The organism is Sphingomonas sp., assembly GCF_025353885.1.
Classification (GTDB): Bacteria; Pseudomonadota; Alphaproteobacteria; order Sphingomonadales; family Sphingomonadaceae; genus Sphingomonas_O.
In genome coordinates this window covers 47,149-65,552 of record NZ_JANXNX010000070.1, presented here as the reverse complement: position 1 = coordinate 65,552, position 18,404 = coordinate 47,149, and the positions used below count along the sequence as shown (strand labels likewise).

At 62.4% G+C, this 18,404-nt stretch carries 13 protein-coding genes and 1 pseudogene; 9 read left to right on the top strand and 5 right to left on the bottom strand.

Going from position 1 to position 18,404, the window contains the following annotated elements; translation table 11 throughout:
• Positions 1-244, top strand: a pseudogene (locus tag Q0R02_RS07885) (aldehyde reductase); the annotation flags it as partial.
• A 176-nt stretch (positions 245-420) separates the two neighbouring features.
• Here Q0R02_RS07885 and Q0R02_RS07880 read toward each other — a convergent pair.
• Both Q0R02_RS07880 and Q0R02_RS07875 read right to left on the bottom strand, forming a co-directional pair.
• Positions 421-2,433, bottom strand: coding sequence for a M3 family metallopeptidase (locus tag Q0R02_RS07880; RefSeq protein WP_293882194.1), 2,013 nt, complete (start codon positions 2,431-2,433; stop codon positions 421-423).
• Positions 2,426-3,277, bottom strand: a complete 852-nt coding sequence (locus tag Q0R02_RS07875) for a transglutaminase family protein (RefSeq protein WP_293882193.1) — start codon at positions 3,275-3,277, stop codon at positions 2,426-2,428. Before Q0R02_RS07875 ends, Q0R02_RS07880 begins: the two co-directional genes overlap by 8 nt.
• Positions 3,278-3,473: 196 nt before the next feature.
• Between Q0R02_RS07875 and Q0R02_RS07870 the strand changes: the two genes are divergently transcribed.
• The 5 genes from Q0R02_RS07870 to mmsB all read left to right on the top strand — a co-directional run bounded on the left by Q0R02_RS07870 (position 3,474) and on the right by mmsB (position 8,921).
• Entirely contained in the window at positions 3,474-4,259 is a 786-nt protein-coding gene (locus tag Q0R02_RS07870) for an N-formylglutamate amidohydrolase (protein ID WP_293882192.1), read from the top strand.
• A gap of 71 nt (positions 4,260-4,330) precedes the next feature.
• Positions 4,331-5,830, top strand: coding sequence for a CoA-acylating methylmalonate-semialdehyde dehydrogenase (locus tag Q0R02_RS07865; RefSeq protein WP_293882191.1), 1,500 nt, complete (start codon positions 4,331-4,333; stop codon positions 5,828-5,830).
• A gap of 3 nt (positions 5,831-5,833) precedes the next feature.
• Positions 5,834-6,979 (top strand): acyl-CoA dehydrogenase family protein, encoded by a 1,146-nt coding sequence (locus tag Q0R02_RS07860; protein WP_293882190.1) that lies wholly within the window; start codon positions 5,834-5,836, stop codon positions 6,977-6,979.
• A complete protein-coding gene (locus Q0R02_RS07855) occupies positions 6,976-8,031 on the top strand; it encodes an enoyl-CoA hydratase/isomerase family protein (protein ID WP_293882189.1) in 1,056 nt (351 codons plus the stop codon). Before Q0R02_RS07860 ends, Q0R02_RS07855 begins: the two co-directional genes overlap by 4 nt.
• Positions 8,028-8,921, top strand: a complete 894-nt coding sequence (gene mmsB, locus Q0R02_RS07850; protein WP_293882188.1) for a 3-hydroxyisobutyrate dehydrogenase — start codon at positions 8,028-8,030, stop codon at positions 8,919-8,921. The genes Q0R02_RS07855 and mmsB overlap by 4 nt, the downstream gene beginning before the upstream one ends.
• On the opposite strand, the gene Q0R02_RS07845 is transcribed toward mmsB, so the two are convergent.
• A complete protein-coding gene (locus Q0R02_RS07845; RefSeq protein ID WP_293882187.1) occupies positions 8,890-10,923 on the bottom strand; it encodes an SDR family oxidoreductase in 2,034 nt (677 codons plus the stop codon). The two genes, mmsB and Q0R02_RS07845, sit on opposite strands and share 32 nt — an antisense overlap.
• 334 nt (positions 10,924-11,257) lie before the next feature.
• On the opposite strand from Q0R02_RS07845, the gene glf reads away from it, so the two are divergent.
• Complete coding sequence (gene glf, locus Q0R02_RS07840) at positions 11,258-13,612, top strand: UDP-galactopyranose mutase (RefSeq protein WP_293882186.1); 2,355 nt, start codon at positions 11,258-11,260, stop codon at positions 13,610-13,612.
• Positions 13,613-13,616: 4 nt separating this feature from the next.
• Here the strand turns inward: glf and Q0R02_RS07835 are convergent, their stop codons facing one another.
• Both Q0R02_RS07835 and Q0R02_RS07830 read right to left on the bottom strand, forming a co-directional pair.
• Positions 13,617-15,098 carry an oligosaccharide flippase family protein gene (locus Q0R02_RS07835; RefSeq protein ID WP_293882185.1) on the bottom strand — a complete coding sequence of 494 codons (1,482 nt, stop codon included), beginning with the start codon at positions 15,096-15,098 and terminating at the stop codon, positions 13,617-13,619.
• Between the two features lie 169 nt (positions 15,099-15,267).
• Positions 15,268-15,984 carry a sulfotransferase family 2 domain-containing protein gene (locus Q0R02_RS07830; RefSeq protein WP_293882184.1) on the bottom strand — a complete coding sequence of 239 codons (717 nt, stop codon included), beginning with the start codon at positions 15,982-15,984 and terminating at the stop codon, positions 15,268-15,270.
• Positions 15,985-16,129: 145 nt separating this feature from the next.
• On the opposite strand from Q0R02_RS07830, the gene Q0R02_RS07825 reads away from it, so the two are divergent.
• A complete protein-coding gene (locus Q0R02_RS07825; RefSeq protein WP_293882183.1) occupies positions 16,130-17,047 on the top strand; it encodes a DUF707 domain-containing protein in 918 nt (305 codons plus the stop codon).
• Positions 17,048-17,122: 75 nt separating this feature from the next.
• Positions 17,123-18,361 carry an outer membrane beta-barrel protein gene (locus Q0R02_RS07820; RefSeq protein WP_293882182.1) on the top strand — a complete coding sequence of 413 codons (1,239 nt, stop codon included), beginning with the start codon at positions 17,123-17,125 and terminating at the stop codon, positions 18,359-18,361.
• The last annotated feature ends 43 nt before the right edge of the window (positions 18,362-18,404 follow it).

Sequence of the window (18,404 nt, the reverse complement as noted above, 5' to 3'; positions counted from 1 at the left end):
GAAAGCAAATCTGGGTCCCGAGGCACACAAGGTCTCGATGCGCCGGATACCCGACTTCCTGATCCGACTGGCCGCGCGGTTCAGCCCGATGATCGCGCAAGTCGCAGGCGAGCTTGGCAAAACCCGCGCGATGGATGCGCGCCATGCCCGCAATGTCCTTGGCTGGCTTGCCCGTCCAGTCGATGAAACGCTGATCGATTGCGCCCGTAGCCTGATCGACCAGGGGATCGTGAAAGTGCGCTAGAGTCGCAGAAAGCGCAGCGGATGGGATGGAAAGTTGCGTGGGTAGGAAATTATCGAAGGCGGTGGTGGTGGAGGTTGGTACGTTTAACGAGCCGGGGATGTTCAAGCATGATCTGTCGTGTGTAGGACAGGGGTTTGATCGCAAGCGCCGGGGTGACGGGCTTGACCGGGTTACGGCTAGACCAAACGCCGCTCTTTCAGCAGCGCTGTTTCGTCGGGCTCGCGTCCCCGGAAGGCAATGAAAGACGCCATTGGATCGCGCGTGTTGCCGCGCGCCAGAATTTCGCGCCGAAACTGCCCCGCTAGCCCGGGGTCGAAGATGTTCCCTGATTCGCAAAAGGCCGAAAACGCGTCGGCGTCGAGGACTTCGGACCAGAGGTAGCTGTAATAGGCGCTGGCATAGCCGCCGTCGAAGACATGTGTGAAGTGCGTGACGCCCTGCCGTGGTGCAATCGCGGCCGGCATGTGCAGGCGCGCCAGTGTCGCTGCCTCAATCGCCGCCGAATCGGGCGCATCGTCGCTGCAACGGTGCAGCGCCATGTCGACAAGCGCCGACGACACCAGCTCGACCGTCGCGAAACCCTGTCCAAAATCGTCAACGTGACCGATTGCGGCAATCAACGCTTCGGGGACTGCCATTTCACGCAGCGTTTCGGGCGCGAGGATCCAGTGTTCCATGAACTTCGACGGCAGCTCGACAAAATCGCGCGCCACCGCCGTTCCCGACTGGCTCGGATATTTCACGTCGGACAACAGGCCGTGCAGTGCGTGGCCGAATTCATGAAACAGCGTGCGCGCCTCGTCGATCGACAGCCCGACATCCTCGCCCTGCGCTGGCGTCGGGAAATTGGCGACAAGATAGGCAATCGGCAGCACCGGGCGGTCGAGCTTTTCCTGCACGCGCAGGCTGCCCATCCATGCTCCGCCATGCTTTTCGGGACGCGCAAAATAATCGGTGTAGAGCAGCCCGATCTCGGTGCCTTTTTCGAACACGCCCCAGGCATTCACGTCGGGATGCCAGCCCGGCAGTTCGGGATGACGTCGAAAACTCAGGCCATAAAGCTGTTCGGCACAGGAAAACGCGGCATCGATCACGACTTCGAGCAACAAGTGCTTTTTGACTTCGGCCCCATCGAGGGCAAACCGGTCGCGGCGGATGCGTTCTGCATAATAGCGCCAGTCCCAGCCCGCGACTTCGAAGGTCGCACCCTCTGTGCTGGCAATGCGTTGCAGTTCGGCGCGCTCGTTTGCCGCCTCGCGCACGGCCGGTTCCCACACCCGCATCAACAGGGCTTCGGCGGCGTCCGGCGTTTTTGCCATACTGTCCGACAGCGCATAATCGGCATAGGTCGCATAGCCGAGCAGGGCTGCACGTTCATGGCGCAACGCCAGCATCTCATCGACGATAGCGCGGTTGTCGTGCGCACCGCCATTGCAGCGCGTCGTGAAGGCGCGCCACATTCGTTCGCGCAGGTCACGCCGCGTCGAAAACGTCAGCAAACCCTCCATGTCTCCGCGGTCGAGGGTGAACAGCCAGGCCTCGTCATGTCCCTTTGCCGCCGCCCGGGCCTTCGCGGATGCGCGCATACCGGCGGGTAGTCCGTCCAACTCGCCGTCCGTCAGCAGCATTTCCCAGTCCGCTGCTTCGGCCAGCACATTATGTCCGAATTCGGTCGAAAGCGCAGACAGTCGCTCGACGATCGCCGCAAATTGCACCTTCTCAGCTTCGGCGAGCGCGGCGCCACCCTTCACATAGCCTTCGTAGCTGTCTTCGACCAACCGCCGTTGTGCCTCGTCCAGCGCCGATCGATCGCGCGACTCCCAGACTGTGCGGACGCGCGCGAACAGATTGGCATTGTGCGATACCGCTGTCCCGTGCCGTGTCAGCAACGCCGAAATCTCGGGCTCGACCTTGCGCATCAGAGCGTCCGATTGCGCCGACGACAGAGTATAGAAGATGCGGCGGACGCGTGACAGGCTTGCCCCGCAGCGTTCGAGTGCCTCGATCGTGTTGGTGAACGTCGCGGCTTCGGAATTGTCGGCAATCGCGGCGATCTCGGCGGCGGCTTCGGCAATCGCTATCTGAAAGGCCGGGAGGAACCGATCGGTCATGATCCGGTCGAACTGCGGCGCGCCGAACGGCAGGGGGCTTTCGTCGAGCAGCATATCGAAGCCGGTTTGGTCAGCCATTGCGTTTGCTTTCGTTGATCTGGCGAACCTCTCCGGTTCCCTGGAACTCACTGGTGTGTACGTCGAACTGGACAAGCTCTGCGGGGCCGAATGCTGTCGTTAATGCTGTATCGGTCGCATCGCGTCCGCGCGCCATCAAAATTCGTCCGATGCGCGAAACATTGTGGCGTGCGTCCAACGTGTGCCAGGCGCCCCCCAGATACACGTCGAACCACGCGGAGAAATCCATCGGCGAATCGACCGGGGGCACGCCGATGTCGCCGAGATAGCCGGTGCAATAGCGCGCCGGGATGTTCATGCAGCGGCACAGGGTGATCGCCAGATGGGCGAAATCGCGGCAAACCCCTTGGCGTTCCCGATACGCATCCCAAGCCGACTTGGTTGGCCGAGCATGGTGATATCCGAATTCGATATGACTGTGCGTGAAGTCGACGATCGCCTGCACACGCTGCCAGCCCGGCGGAATATGGCCGAACAGCGACCAGGCCGTGTTGGACAGGCGGTCGGTCTCGCAATAGCGACTGCCCAGCAGGAAGACGAGGATCTCGTCGGGCAAATCCTCGATCGAGTGCTGGATCGCGTCTGGTGCCTGGGGGTCGGGCAGGCCATCGTCCTCGATCGTGAAGTCGCAGCGCAGCGTCAGCCCACCCTCTGGCACCGTCACCCGCGTGCAAACGTTCCCGAACGCATCGAGATAGTCATAGATCGGCACGTCGGGCGAAGCGCGGATGCGGTGCGGTGTCGCCAGGTCTTTGTTGCGCGATGGATGGATGCTGAGCATCGCCATCATCGGCGTGGAAAGGGACGCCTCGAAACGAATTTCATAGCCGGCGCGGATCAGCATAGGTCGGCCTTTCTGGTTTCTGTTTTCGGGGTGACTCCCGGGCTTGGGTGCCGGCGCAGGTTGCCGGGTTCGGGATCGATTTTCAGGGTCGCGTCAATCGGATGCTGGTCGTAGCTCTCACGTGGGCGCACCATGATGCGATCGCCGAACGCAACCTGTCGATAGGAGTTAGTGGTAACGTGAGAGAGGTTCAGGAATGGCATTGAACGCCCCGCATTTCGAAGTCGGCGACCCGTCACGGCCATCGCTCCTCGCGGTCGATGATCCGCCGCCTTGGCGCGTTATCAACCCGTTGGGGGCATCATCGTTCCTCCTGTTGTGCGACCATGCGGGGAACCGGGTGCCGACGGCACTGGGCACGCTGGGGCTGGGGGCCGATGACCTGACGCGGCATATCGGCTGGGACATCGGCGCGGCGGGGTTGTCGGCGATGTTGGCCGAGGCGCTTGATGCAACGCTGGTGCAGCAGACCTATTCGCGGCTGGTCGTGGATTGCAACCGCGGGCCCACGGCTGCCGATTCCGTTGCCGTGGTCAGCGACGGCACGCGGGTGCCGGGTAACGAGGGGCTGTCCGACGCTGACCGGGCGGTGCGCGTTGCCGAGATTCATGAGCCCTATCACGCGGCAATTGGATCGGCGCTCGCCAGCAGGACCGATCCGGTGCTGGTCGCCATCCACAGCTTCACGCCGGCAATGAACGGGGTCGCTCGACCGTGGGAAATCGGCGTGCTGCATCACCTTGGCAACACCGACTTTGCCCAGGCCGTGCTGGCGCGATTGCGGGAAACCCTTGACGTGCCGGTGGGGGACAACGAACCTTATGCGATGGATGGGATCGACTATACCGTGCCGCGCCATGCCTATGCGGCGGGGCTGCGCTATGTCGAGATAGAGGTGCGCCAGGATTTGCTGGCGACCCCGGCCGGGCAGGCGCGGATTTCGCACATTCTGGCATCCGTTTTGCAATTCTGCAGGTCTTGAATACGCTGCGGCCGCTTGCGCTGCTACCCGATCGACCGCAATGGGTTGCGAAAGAAAATGGGAGTCGGATCATGCGTCAGGTCAATCATTTCATCGCAGGCGGTGCGGGCGCGGCGGCAACGCGGTTCGGTGACATCTTCGATCCCAACAGCGGTGCAGTGCAGGCCAGTGTCCCGCTGGGTGACGCAGCGGTGCTCGACCTGGCGGTGGCGGCGGCACTAAACGCGCAACCCGGCTGGGCCGCCACCAACCCGCAGCGCCGCGCCCGCGTGATGTTCGAATTCAAGCGGCTGGTCGAAGCCAATATGGACGAGCTGGCGCATCTGCTCTCGTCCGAACATGGCAAGGTGATCGCCGATTCACGGGGCGACATCCAGCGCGGGCTGGAAGTGATCGAGTTCTGCTGCGGCATCCCGCACGTCCTGAAGGGTGAGTATACGCAAGGGGCAGGTCCCGGCATCGACGTCTATTCGATGCGCCAGCCATTGGGCATCGGGGTGGGCATCACCCCGTTCAACTTTCCCGGCATGATCCCGCTGTGGATGTCGGGGGTGGCGATCGCGACCGGAAACGCCTTCATCATCAAGCCCAGCGAGCGCGATCCGTCGGTGCCGGTGCGCTTTGCCGAACTGTTTATCGAGGCGGGGTTGCCCGCCGGGATCTGCCAGGTCGTCCATGGTGACAAGGAAATGGTCGACGCCATCCTCGACCATCCCGACATCGCCGCAGTCAGCTTCGTCGGGTCGTCCGACATCGCGCACTATGTGTATCAGCGCGGGGTCGCGGCAGGCAAGCGGGTGCAGGCGATGGGCGGGGCCAAGAACCATGGCATCGTCATGCCCGATGCCGACCTGGACCAGGTCGTCAACGACCTGTCGGGAGCCGCGTTCGGTTCGGCTGGCGAGCGGTGCATGGCGTTGCCGGTGGTCGTACCGGTCGGTGAGAAGACCGCCATTGCCCTGCGTGAAAAGCTGTTGCCCGCGATTGCCTCGCTGCGGGTCGGCGTTTCGACCGATGCCGATGCGCATTACGGTCCGGTCGTGAACGCGGCGCACAAGGCGCGGGTCGAGGGCTGGATCCAGAAAGGCGTCGACGAGGGGGCCGAGCTGGTGGTCGACGGTCGCGGCTTCACGTTGCAGGGGCATGAGCAGGGTTTCTTCATTGGCCCGAGCCTGTTCGATCACGTCACGCCGGACATGGAAAGTTACAAGGAGGAAATCTTCGGACCCGTCCTCCAGATCGTCCGCGCCGCCGATTTCGAGGAAGCGCTCGCGCTGCCCAGCCAGCATCAATACGGCAACGGCGTGGCGATCTTCACGCGCAACGGCCATGCCGCGCGCGAGTTCGCGGCGCGGGTCAATGTCGGGATGGTCGGCATCAACGTGCCGATCCCCGTGCCGGTCGCCTATCACACGTTCGGTGGCTGGAAACGCAGCGCGTTCGGCGACACCAACCAGCACGGCATGGAAGGCGTGAAGTTCTGGACCAAGGTCAAGACGATCACGCAACGCTGGCCCGACGGGGGCGTCGGCGATGGGGCCAATGCCTTTGTCATCCCGACGATGGGCTGAATGATGAGCGGCCAGTTCGAGCTTACCGAAGACCAGCTTGCGATCCAGGAGATGGCGCGCAAGTTCACCGCCGACGCGATCACGCCGCACGCGGCCGAATGGGATGAAAAGCACATCTTCCCGCGCGACACGATCCGCGCGGCGGCGGCGCTTGGCTTTGCGTCGATCTATGTGAGCGAGGATTCGGGGGGGATTGGTCTCGGGCGGCTCGACAGCGCGCTGATCATGGAGGCGATGGCGTACGGCTGCCCGTCGACCAGCGCGTTCATTTCGATCCACAACATGGCGGCGTGGATGATCGACCGGTTCGGTTCGGCGGCCGTCAAGGCGAAATACCTGCCCGACCTCGTTACCATGGACCGGATCGCGTCCTATTGCCTGACCGAACCCTCGTCAGGATCGGACGCGGCGGCATTGAAATCGAAAGCGGTGCGCGACGGCAACCATTATATCGTTACCGGGTCAAAGGCATTCATTTCGGGCGGCGGCGCGAACGAGGTTTACATCACGATGGTCCGGACGGGAGAGGAGGGACCGAAAGGGATCTCGTGCCTGGTCATCGAAAAGGACATGGCGGGCGTGTCGTTCGGCGCGAACGAGCGCAAGCTCGGCTGGCATTCGCAGCCCACCGCGCAGGTCAATTTCGACGGCGTGCGCGTGCCGGTTGAAAACCTGATCGGGGGCGAAGGCGAGGGGTTTCGGATCGCGATGATGGGCCTCGATGGCGGGCGTCTGAACATCGGTGCCTGTTCGCTGGGCGGCGCGCAACGGTGCCTCGACGAAGCAATCGCCTACACCCGCGAACGTCAGCAGTTTGGTAAGAGCATCGCCGATTTCCAGAACACGCAGTTCATGCTGGCCGACATGGAGACCGACCTGCAGGCGGCCCGCGCGCTGTTGTACATGGCGGCGGCGAAGGTCACGTCCAACGCGCCCGACAAGACCAAATTCGCGGCGATGGCAAAGCGCCTGGCGACCGATACGGGGTCGAAGGTTGCGAACGACGCGCTGCAACTGTTTGGCGGCTATGGCTATTTGCAGGATTACCCGATCGAGCGGTTCTGGCGCGACCTGCGGGTTCATTCGATCTTGGAGGGCACCAACCAGGTCATGCGGATGATCGTCGGTCGTGAACTGACCCGCCAATGACTGGGACCAACGACGATCCCGTGCTGGTTCGCGTCGATGGCAAGGTTGGTCGGATTGGCCTGAACCGCCCGCAGGCCCTGCACGCGCTGACACTGCCGATGTGCGAGGCGATGCGCGCTGCGCTGAACAGTTGGCGGGACGACGCTGCGGTCGAAGCCGTCATCATCGACCATACCGTGGGTCGCGGATTTTGTGCGGGTGGCGACATCCGCGCCATCGCCGACGGGGCCGCGCGCGGCGGTGCGGATGCGAAGCGGTTCTTCCTGGCAGAATATCGGCTCAATCATAAGCTGTTCACCTATGGCAAACCCGTGATCGCGTTTATGGATGGCATCACCATGGGTGGCGGCGTCGGCATCAGCCAGCCCGCACGTTACCGGATTGCCACAGAGAATACCCGCTTTGCCATGCCTGAAACCGGGATCGGCCTGTTCCCGGATGTCGGCGGGGGCTGGTATCTGTCGCGGCTGCGGGGCCGGGTGGGCGCCTATCTGGCGCTGACCGGAGCGCGGCTGGACGGGGCGGAATGCCTCGCGCTCGGCCTGGCGACCCATTATCTCCCCGCCGCCGCATTGCTTGAGGCCAAGACGCAGATCGCCGCGAACCCCGGCGATGTAGCGGCGATATTGGCGAACCTGTCGATCACGCCGCCCGCGCCCTCGATAATGGCCGACCTGCCCATGATCGACCGATTGTTTGCAGCCGATACCTATGAAGCAATCCTCACCGCGCTCGACGATGACGGTTCCGACTGGGGGCGCAAGCAGGCTGCCATCCTGCGTCCCAAATCGCCGCAGGCCTGCAAGGTCGCCCTGCGCCAACTGGCGACGGGTGCGGCGCTCACCGACTTTGCCGACGACATGCGGATGGAATACCGTATTGCGAGCCGGGTCGCGGTGCTGCCCGACTTTGCGGAAGGGGTCCGCGCGGTCATCGTCGACAAGGACAATGCACCCGTCTGGAATCCATCGACACCCGAAGGGGTGACGCCCGCAATGCTCGACGCGATCTTTGCACCGTTGCCCGACAATCAGGAGTGGACGCCGTCATGACAAGCACGACCATCGGTTTCATCGGGCTGGGTAATATGGGCGGCGGGATGGCTGCCAACCTCGTCAAGGCGGGCCATGACGTCCGTGCGTTCGACCTGGCGACAGCGGCGCTGGACGCCGCCGTTGCCGCCGGATGCCGTGCGGTGGCGAGCGCGACCGAGGCGGCGGATGCCGACGTGGTCGTAACCATGCTGCCCGCCGGTAAACACGTGAGGCAGGTCTATACCGATGCGCTGGTCGCCAATGCGCGGCCCGGCACGCTGTTGATCGATTGTTCGACCATCGACGTGGCCAGTGCACGCGCGGTCGCCGTGCTGGCGCAAACAGCTGGGCTGGTGGCTGTCGACGCCCCGGTGTCGGGGGGCATTGCCGCAGCCAATGGCGGCACGCTGACCTTCATGGTCGGGGGACCGGCAGACGGGTTCGCGCGCGCCGAACCGTTCCTGTCGGCAATGGGCAAGACGGTGATCCACGCGGGCGCAGCGGGCGCAGGGCAGGCGGCAAAAATCTGCAATAACATGCTGTTGGGGGCGACGATGATCGCCACTTGCGAAGCGTTCGCGCTGGCGGAAAAGCTTGGGCTGGACCTTCAGACATTCTACGACATCAGTTCAAAGGCTTCGGGGCAGAACTGGTCGATGACGAGCTATTGCCCGGTGCCGGGACCTGTCCCGACATCACCGGCAAACCGCGATTTCGAAGGGGGGTTTCAGGCAGCGCTGATGCTGAAGGACCTGAAACTGGCGGTCGAGGCGGCGCAAGGGGTGGATGCGGCGGTGCCGATGGGGGCCAATGCCGCGGCACTGTATCAGGCGTTTGTTGGCCTTGGATCCGGAGCCAAGGATTTTTCGGCGATCATCAAGCTGCTTGACGGGCGGCTGGCAAACTAGGGCTGGCAGCGGCGAACCGGTCAATCGCGTCGCCCAGCGTGGGCATTCGCACGCCGAGCGACGTGCCCAGCCCCGCATTTCGCGGACGCAGCGCTGTCCAGCCGAGCGTGTCACCGGGAACGGCGGATAGCAAATCGACCGGAAGCGCACAGGCTTTGGCGATGCGACCCGCGAATTCGGCCCAGGACACCGCTTCTCCGTTCGACAAATGCCAAATTCCGACTTCCCGATCGATGACGAGGTCCAGCAGGTTCGCGACCAGATCGGGCACATAGGTCGGCGTGATGAAATAGTCTGCAGCAGCCTCGAAAACCTGCCCGGCCCGAAGCGTATCGCGCACCGCGACCGCGAAATTATGCGCGTCATTGGGGGAAAAGAAGGCGGCAGTGCGGATCGTTAGGCCATGCGGTGCCCCGGCTTCGGCTTCGGCCTTGGTTTGGCCGTAGATGCCGAGGGGGGCAGGGGCATCGTCTTCGACATACAGGTCCTGCTTGGTGCCATCGAATACCAAATCACTCGATAGGGCGGTATAGTGGATCGCGGCCTTTTCACAGGCGCGCGCCAGCAAAGCGGCTCCCGTCACGTTGATGTCCCGGCAATTCTCCACCTGGGTCTCGGCATCATCGACCCGAACCCAGCCGGTCGCGTTGATGACGGCCCACGGACGAAACCGGGCCAGCGCGTCATCGATCGACGCGGCGTCCGTCACGTCCAGATCCGCGCGTGTGGTAAGGACGAACCTCAGGCCGCGGTGATGGCACGCCTGCGCAATAGCCTGGCCAAGGGTGCCGGTGCCGCCTGCAATCAGGATTGGCGGCCCGCCCCCTGCGCTGTCTCGATCGAGTGAAGCAAGGGCGACGGGCGTGGCCATGCCAAGGGCAGGATAGGCAAAGCGGATCGTGCGCCGCCACCATCCGGGGGCTGCCACGACCGGATGGTTCGCTGTTGAATCGCTGGCCAGCTCGCGGAGCAGCGGGACCATCGCGGTCGACCGAAGAGCGCCGCTGCGGCTGTCGAACGCGCCGCATTCGTACAGGCCATCGTCGCGGGTCAGCAGGCTCGACCAGTTCCGGCTCCCCGCTGCGGCCCACGCCGTGACCGCGACAATGTCGACGCCGCGCGCGCGCAATGATCGGGCAATTGCCCACGCCTCTGCCGTCCAGCGCATCTGCTCCTCGCGCGTGCAGGCGTTGTGGCATTCGGTGACGGCGATCGGTTTCCCATAGCGTGTCCATGCCTCGTCAAGCGCACCGCGCAACCCGGCGGGCGTGGCCCCCAATACCCTGATCGCCTCGACATCGGCATAGCGCCTACTGGCATTGCTGCCGCATCGCTCTGCGGGATAGAGATGTGTGCGGTGATCCAGGAATCGATCGCTCGTCAGATAATGATTGACCCCGATGATGTCGGCCGGACAGGGATCGTCGGCAATCACGCGCAGCCGGTCACCCAGCCCCATGGCCACCAGCCGATCCCAGAATGGGTGCGCGGGGTTCACCCGGCCAGCGAGCAAATCCCACGTCATCCACCGGCGGGTGTTGTCAAAGCCGCTCTGGTCGCCGAGCGCCGCTGTCGCATAGGTCCGCCCCAGATCCTCGGTCTGGACAAGCAATGCCTGGGGATTCACCGCCCTGATTTCCCGCATGGCGAGGCGCGTGGCATCGACCTGGTTCAACAGCGCAATCCAGAACGACCGCTCGTCGCGGTGGTGGGGAAACCAGAGCCCATAGAGCGCTGCGAACCGCGCCGTGGTCAGCGGCTCGTTGACCGGCGTCCATTCCATTACCCAGGGAAACCGTTCGACGGTCGTGCGCGCGTGTGCCGCCAGGCCCGTGGCAAAGCAGTGCGACAGCAGATCGGTGGTCGGGGGACCGCTGCCATGATGGACAAGACCGATGATCGGGCGCACGCCCTTTTGACGTAACCCGTTTAGATCAGACGAAACATTGTCCCAAGTCTCTGGTGTTTCGGTGAGGCGTTCCCACGACACGAGATAGCGCAACGCCTTGACGCCGAGGTCGGCGCAGTAATCGGAGAATTTCGCATAACAAGGTGTACCCGGATGGGCGAACTGATCATGATATGCATGGCCAACACGGTTAACAGTACACTCGAGCCCGGCCCAGAATTCCAACAAGCTATTTGAGTTACTGGCGATGATCTGGTTCCGATACAATCAGATAGTTGAGATTTGACTGAAACAACTGTACCATTACTGACAAACAACGAAAATTAACATTTGTTAATTGATTGGTTATTCGTTTATTCTCGTGCCGTTGGAACACTCTCAATGCAAAAAGGTTCAAGCGGCTTGTGATTTAATTCAGGAGAAGTTCATGACCACGGCGCGCGCTTCGCTCAATTTTCGGTCCGATGCTGCCAAGACCGTGCGACAAACGCTGATCTGTTTCAGCCATTTGCGCTGGAATTTCGTCCATCAGCGTCCCCAGCACCTCATGTCGTTGTTCGCGCAGGATCGGCGCGTCGTATTCTGGGAGGAGACGGTGCGCGCTACCGAGGGTAATGCGCCACTGCTGGACGTTTCAACCTGCCCGAAATCGGGTGTCATGGTGGTCACACCGCACTTGCCCGATGGCCTTAGCGATGCGCAGCAACTGGTCGCGCTTGGTGCCTTGCTCGATACTTTACTTGCGAGCGAGGAGAAACCGCCGGTCGCCTGGTATTATACGCCGATGATGTTGCCGTTTTCGCGGCATATCGACGCGGATGTGGTCGTCTATGACTGTATGGACGAATTGTCCGCCTTCCGGTTCGCGCCTGCCAATCTGCTCGCGCTGGAAAATGAGTTGCTGGATCTTGCCGACCTGGTTTTTACCGGCGGGCAAAGCCTGTACGAGGCCAAGCGCGACCGTCATGCGGCGGTGCATTGTTTTCCGTCGAGTGTCGACCAGCCGCATTTCGCGGCGGCGCGCGGACCTTTGCCGGTCCCTGCCGATCAAGTCGTGTCCGACGGGCCGGTGCTGGGTTATTACGGCGTCATCGACGAACGCATCGACCTTGACCTGATTGCCGGAGTGGCGCGCCTGCGGCCCGATTGGCAGGTCGTGATGGTTGGCCCGGTCGTAAAGATCGACGTTGCCGACCTGCCGCGTGCACCGAACATCCATTATCCCGGTGGCAAGTCCTATGACGCATTGCCCGGCTATCTGAGGGGCTGGAACGTTGCCTTGATGCCGTTTGCCATCAACGCGGCGACTCGGTTCATCAGTCCGACAAAGACGCCCGAATATCTTGCTGGCGGGCTGCCGGTCGTTTCTACCCCCGTGCGCGACGTCGTGGCCGGATACGGCGATCTGGCCCGCGTCCATATCGCCGACAGCGCAGAGGCTTTTGTTGCCGCCTGCGACGCCGCCATCGCACAGGCGGCCACAGGGGCCGGGCGTGATGAGGCCGATGCCGCCATTTCCGACCTCAGCTGGACCGTCACCTATGCCGGGATGAACGCGCTGATTGTCGATGTCGCGGCCACGTCCAAGGCCATTCATCCTATCTCGTCGGCGTCGGTATGGGGTGAAAACAAGCGCGAACGATATGACTATCTGGTCGTCGGCGCGGGCTTTGCCGGGGCTGTCATGGCCGAACGGCTGGCCGCGGACGGCGGCAAGCGGGTGCTGGTGGTCGATCGCCGCCCGCATATTGGCGGCAACGCCTATGACCGGCGCGACGATGCCGGGTTGCTGATGCACCAGTACGGGCCGCACATCTTTCACACGAACTCGGCCGAAGTTAAAAACTATCTGTCGCAGTTTACCTCTTGGCGCCCCTATGAACACCGCGTGCTGGGTGCGGTTGATGGGCATCTGGTGCCGATCCCGATCAACCGCACGACGATCAACACGCTCTATGGGCTGGACCTGGCGACCGACGACGAGGCGGCGGCATGGCTGACGTCGCGGGCCGAACCGGTCGATGTGGTCGAGACTTCGGAAGACGTTGTCGTTTCGGCGGTTGGTCGTGAACTCTACCAGAAGTTCTTCCAGGGCTATACGCGAAAGCAATGGGGCCTCGATCCCGCAGAGCTGGACAAATCAGTGACCGCGCGGGTGCCGACGCGGGCCAGTGTCGATGACCGGTATTTCACCGACACGTTCCAGGCGATGCCCGCAAAGGGCTACACCGCGATGTTCGCGCAGATGCTCGACCATCCCAATATCGACGTTCTGCTGGGCACCGATTATCGCGAGATCCGTAATGCTTACGACTATGGATCGCTGGTCTTTACCGGGCCGATCGATGAGTATTTCGGCTTTTGTTATGGCGCATTGCCGTATCGTTCGCTGGTTTTCGTCCATGAAACGATCAACCGCGAAGTGTTCCAGCCGGTCGCCACGGTCAACTATCCCTCTGAAGACGTGCCCTATACGCGGATTACCGAATACAAATATCTGACGGGCGAGACGGGTGCGCAAACCAGCATCACCTATGAATATCCCAGCGCGACAGGCGACCCCTATTATCCGATTCCGCGTCCCGAAAACCAGCGCCTGTTCAAGCGTTATCAGGCATTGGCCGATGCCGAGCCGAATGTCGTGTTCGTCGGGCGGCTGGCGACCTATCGCTACTATAACATGGACCAGGTTGTGGCCCAGGCGCTGGCGACGTATCGTAAGCTGGACGCCGCCGTGCGCGTTGAGGAATGGGGAGCAGCACCGGCCAGTGGCGCGGCCTGACCTCTCAGAATCGGTCGAGCACCCGGGGCAACAGCCGCTCGAAGGCTGTGCGATAGTCGGGCCATAGCCGGAGCCGCGCGCCAATCGCGATGGTTGCGATATAGGCGGCGGCCCCGACCAGCGACAGGATGGCGAGCATTGCCGCGTGCCCCGGCGCGTTGCTCAGGCCCATGCGCGTCAGAAGGACGGCGACGGTCATCACCACGCTCGCCAGATAAGGCGGCGCGAGCGTCCGGGCGATGTCGCGCAAGGGCAGGTCGAGGTGAATGCGCAGGTCCACGGTATTGCAAACGCCCGTAATAGCGCTGCGTACGACGCTGGCGATGGCGACCGCGACCAGCGAGATGTTGGCCCCGATGGTGGCCAGCACCACCCCGACGACGACATCGACCAGCCCCTGCCGGATCACGACCCGCCGCTTTCCGCGCGCGATCATTGCCTGTGCAAAATAGAAGTTGATCGGCATGACAAAGCCGAGCAGCGCCGAAACCTGGACGATGGGGATGCTGGGGCTCCAGGTGTCGCCGAACAGGATGGGCACGGCTTCGGGTGCAACCAGACCGATCCCGACGATGACCGGGCAGGTCAGGCCCGCGCTGACCTGCGTCAACTGGAGATAGGACCAGCGCATTGCGGGGGGATCGTCAGCGACCTCGCCAAGCTGGGCACTGGCAACCCCGTTCAAGGGAACCCAAACCATCTGGCCGATAAAATCATTGAAGCGATAGGCGACGCGCAGGATGCCAAGCTGGATCGGCCCCATCAACAGCCCGACGAGCAGGTCGAACGACCGCGGGACAAGTTGGGGCAGCATGGACCCGACCATGATGCTGGCACCCTGACTGGCCAGCTCGTCCGAGCGTTTCGAGGTGCGGGCAAGGCTTGGCCGCCAAGAAACCGCCGACCACACCCAGAGGCTGGCGATAATCGCCTGCACCAGTTGCTGGGCGGCAAGGGCGATTGCACCATAGCCGTGCCTCGCTAGGAAAACGGCAACACCGCCGCCGATCAGCGTGCTGGCCATGTTGCGATAGGCGAGCTGGTGAAACCGGTATTCGTTGCGCAGGATCGCCTCGGGCGTGGCATTGGCAGCGGACAGCAGGACGACGGGTGCGCACAGCAATGACATCGTCACGAGCTGGGGCGACTGGAACAACTGGCTGACCGGCCAGGCCGCGACCACGAACAGGGCGGCCACCCCGACTGCATTCATCATCGACAGGCGAAACGCGTGGTTACGGGCGGCATCGTTGCGATTTCCCGGCTGTTGCAACAATTCGATCTGTCCCCAGCGCGCCAGCCGGATGCCGAGGTCGAGGCCGATGGCAATCGTCGCCATCAATCCGAAATCACGCGGGCTGAGGATACGCGTCAGATAGGCCAGCAGCCCGAACAGCGTGATATATTGCAGGCCACTGCCGACCATTGCCCAAAGCGACGCGTGGATGACGTGCGGTTTCACCAACCAGCCCGGGCGGCGGGACAAGTTGCCGGTCGCCAGCGGGCCATCGCGCCGGTTGGTTCCAATAACGTCATGCCATGACTCGCAATTGTTCGTCCTGGCTTGAGTTCAAAGACGATGTGACGGCTATCCGACAAGAACTCTAACACATTGCTGTGTAGAAAAGCCAAGGATACCGCATGAATCACGATGACTATTCGGGGTATCGATAGCCGAGCGCTGCAATATCAGGACCATAGAGTTTGGTGACCACGTCAATCATCGGCCCGTTATAAAGACGACGGAAGTCCGCCTTGGCTCCCTGTCGCAAATGCGGCGTGGTGGCGGGCGTCGGCAATGCGAAACGCGCGCACAGGGCGCTGGTGGCGGCGTCGATTTCTTCGAAACGAAAAATCTGATCGACGCCGCCCGCGTTGCCCAGACCACCAAGCCAGATCGTCTGCGCCCAGAAAAAGCGTTCGGACAGAACGGTGGCGCGAAAAAGCGGGTTGCGCAGGCGCAGCGTGAATTCGGCGAAGTCCATAGTGCCGATATGGCGGCGCGCCCATTCCTGCTGCATCGGCCACTCTGTGCCATGTTTCATGAAGTGGAACGACGAGGCAAATCGATCCCAGGGGTTGCGGACAAACGCGAATTTATAGGCGCGCCGGTAAAACTCAGGGTAAGCGCGGGCATAGGCGCGGGCGGGGGCGTGGGTGTCGAAGACGGGCTCCGCCCCCAGTGCCGCCAGGATCGACGTTCCGGCAGTCTTTGGAATGTGGACAAAGATTGCGACGTGCTTTTCATTCCAGTCTGTCAGCACCGATCGCCGCGCAATCGTCCGCTGCCACCACCAACGATGGTAGACATCGCTGAGGCCCAGCAGGCGCAAAGGAAGTTTCGGTATGGGCACGGCGCGCCAGTGCCGCATAGCAGTCCCCTCCGCAACGATTCGTGAAAAATCCTCCAGGCAAGCCTGCGCCCATCGATCGTCACCCCGGCGAAGGCCGGGGTGACGGGTTTGAGGTGACGGGTCTTTGTCGGGTCGGCCACGAAAGCATTGGCGAGCGCGCGCGTTGTCCCCTATCGGCCCGGCCATGCCGAACCCGTCGAACCCGTATCTGCTGATAGCGCGCGTCGGGCGGAACAGCCTGCACTCCGAATGGCTGACGTCCGCGTCGGGGCGGCGGTTCGACGTGCTGCTGTCGGCCTATGATGCCCGGGTTGCCGACCCCGGCCTGGACAACATGTGGTTTGAACACCGTCCAGGCAGCAAGGTCGCAGGCTATGCGGCGCTGTTTGATGCTCATGCTGACCATATCAAACAATATGACCATGTTGCGGTGTTCGATGATGACCTGTCGATCGACGGTGATGCGCTTAACCGGCTATTTGCGATCATCCACGAGCACGACTTCAAGATCGCCCAGCCTGCGCTGACGACGGCGAGCCACTTTACCTATGCCTGCCTGTTGCGCGATCCGGCATTTCGCCTGCGCCATGTGAATTATGTCGAGATGATGTGCCCGGTATTCAGCCAGTCCACATTCCAGGCGATTCGCCCGCTGTACGCCATGGGCTATGAAAGCGGGATCGATCTGGTCTGGTGCAACCTTGTTGCGGCCGCGCCGACAGATTTCGCGGTGATCGACGATGTTCCAGTCTGGCACACCCGTCCGGTCGGCGCCGCCAAGGCTGCCAACGGGTTCACGGGCGGCAAATGCTATGAGGACGACATCTACGCCGTACTCGACCGGTTTCGCCTGCCCTGGCTAAGCTGCGTTCCCTATTCGGGCGTCCGCCGCGACGGTGTCCTTGAACAGCGACGCTGGAAATTTCTGCTGTCGGCGTTGCGGCTGGTGTTCGTAATCGGCAGTGGCGCGGGTCCACGCCAGCGCGCCCGCAGCGTCGCGGTTTACTGGAAACATCTTCTTCAGCGGCGCGCTCGTAACATTAACGTCATATTACAGGCCGAACGGGGGCTCGGAGACTAGCGCGTCTGGTCTGCGGGGTTCCGGGATCAGCCATCGATGCGAGCGTTTTCAAGGCCAGCACCCAAAGCATTGCTCATGCTTATTGGCTTTGCGACCGCTGGATCGGCGCGTGCTCAGATCATGTCGGGCGGTGACGGTATACTGTTCAGGAGCGACGTCGCCGGCGCTCGGCTCGAGCCCCAATATGAACCAAGGCCCGTCGTCCTGGGACCGTTGATCGCTGACCTGCGAGTCACCACGCAGGCCGGTTTCGAATCGAATGTTTTCAATACCGCGGACAAGAGGAAGAGTGATGCAGTCTTTGCCATCGCACCATCGTTCCGGATCCTGGGAAGTTTCGGGCCCCATAGCGCCACGTTTTCAGCGCGGGCCAACATCCGCCGCTTTACCAAGCTCATGTCCGAAAACAGCGAGACCATCGACCTTATTTATGGCGGGCGGCTGGAATTCGGTGACGGTGCCGAGGGAATCTGGGCAACACAATATGCGCGCGATATCGAGACACGCGGTTCGTCCGGGACCAATGTGATCGGGGCGGGTCCAGCCGAGCTGCGGCTGTTGCGCGCCTCGTGGACCGCACGCAGCGATTTCGGCCGGATCGGTGTGTCAACGACGGGAAGCGTTGTCCAGAGGACCTATCAGCCGCTAAAGCTGACACGGGGCGGGTTGCTGGACCAGTCGTTCCGCGACACCCGCGCAATTTCGATCGCGCCGCGCGCCAATCTGGCGATTGCTCCTACGCTTTCGGTATTCGTGGCGGGGTCGGCTACGAAAACCAACTCGCTCGGTTCAAATCCCGCGATCAGCCGCGACGCTAGCCGATATGCGTTGCTGGCCGGTGCGCGAGCAGAGATTAACGGGCTTATCATCGGTGAAATCGGGCTCGGATATCGCGGCCAGCGTTACGGCAATCCTCAGTTCAAGAACTTGAGCGGTTTCACCTATGACGCGACGGTCGACTGGTATCCGACGGCGCTGCTGAGCATCCGGGTTCAGGCAGGACGCGATATCGTCAATTCCGGGTTGACGACGGTCGCCGGCATCGATCGCCGAAATGCCGGTCTGAACATTTATTACGACCCGCTGCGCGCCTTGCGATTCAGCCTGGCGGTGGACCGTGAGCGGGACAATTTTCGCGAATTGAGCCTGCGGACGACGACCGACACGACAGTATTGACGGGTCGCTACAGCTTTGGCCCGCACCTCTCAGCCTCGGCCTATGGTCGGCTCCAGGGCAAAAGCAGTTCGGACAGCAAACGATTGAGTGGTTTTCACAGTGTTTCGCTCGGCGTGGCACTGACGGGCAATCTATGACGCGCCGCTTGGCCGATGCGTCGTGTAAAGACTGAAGGGTGAA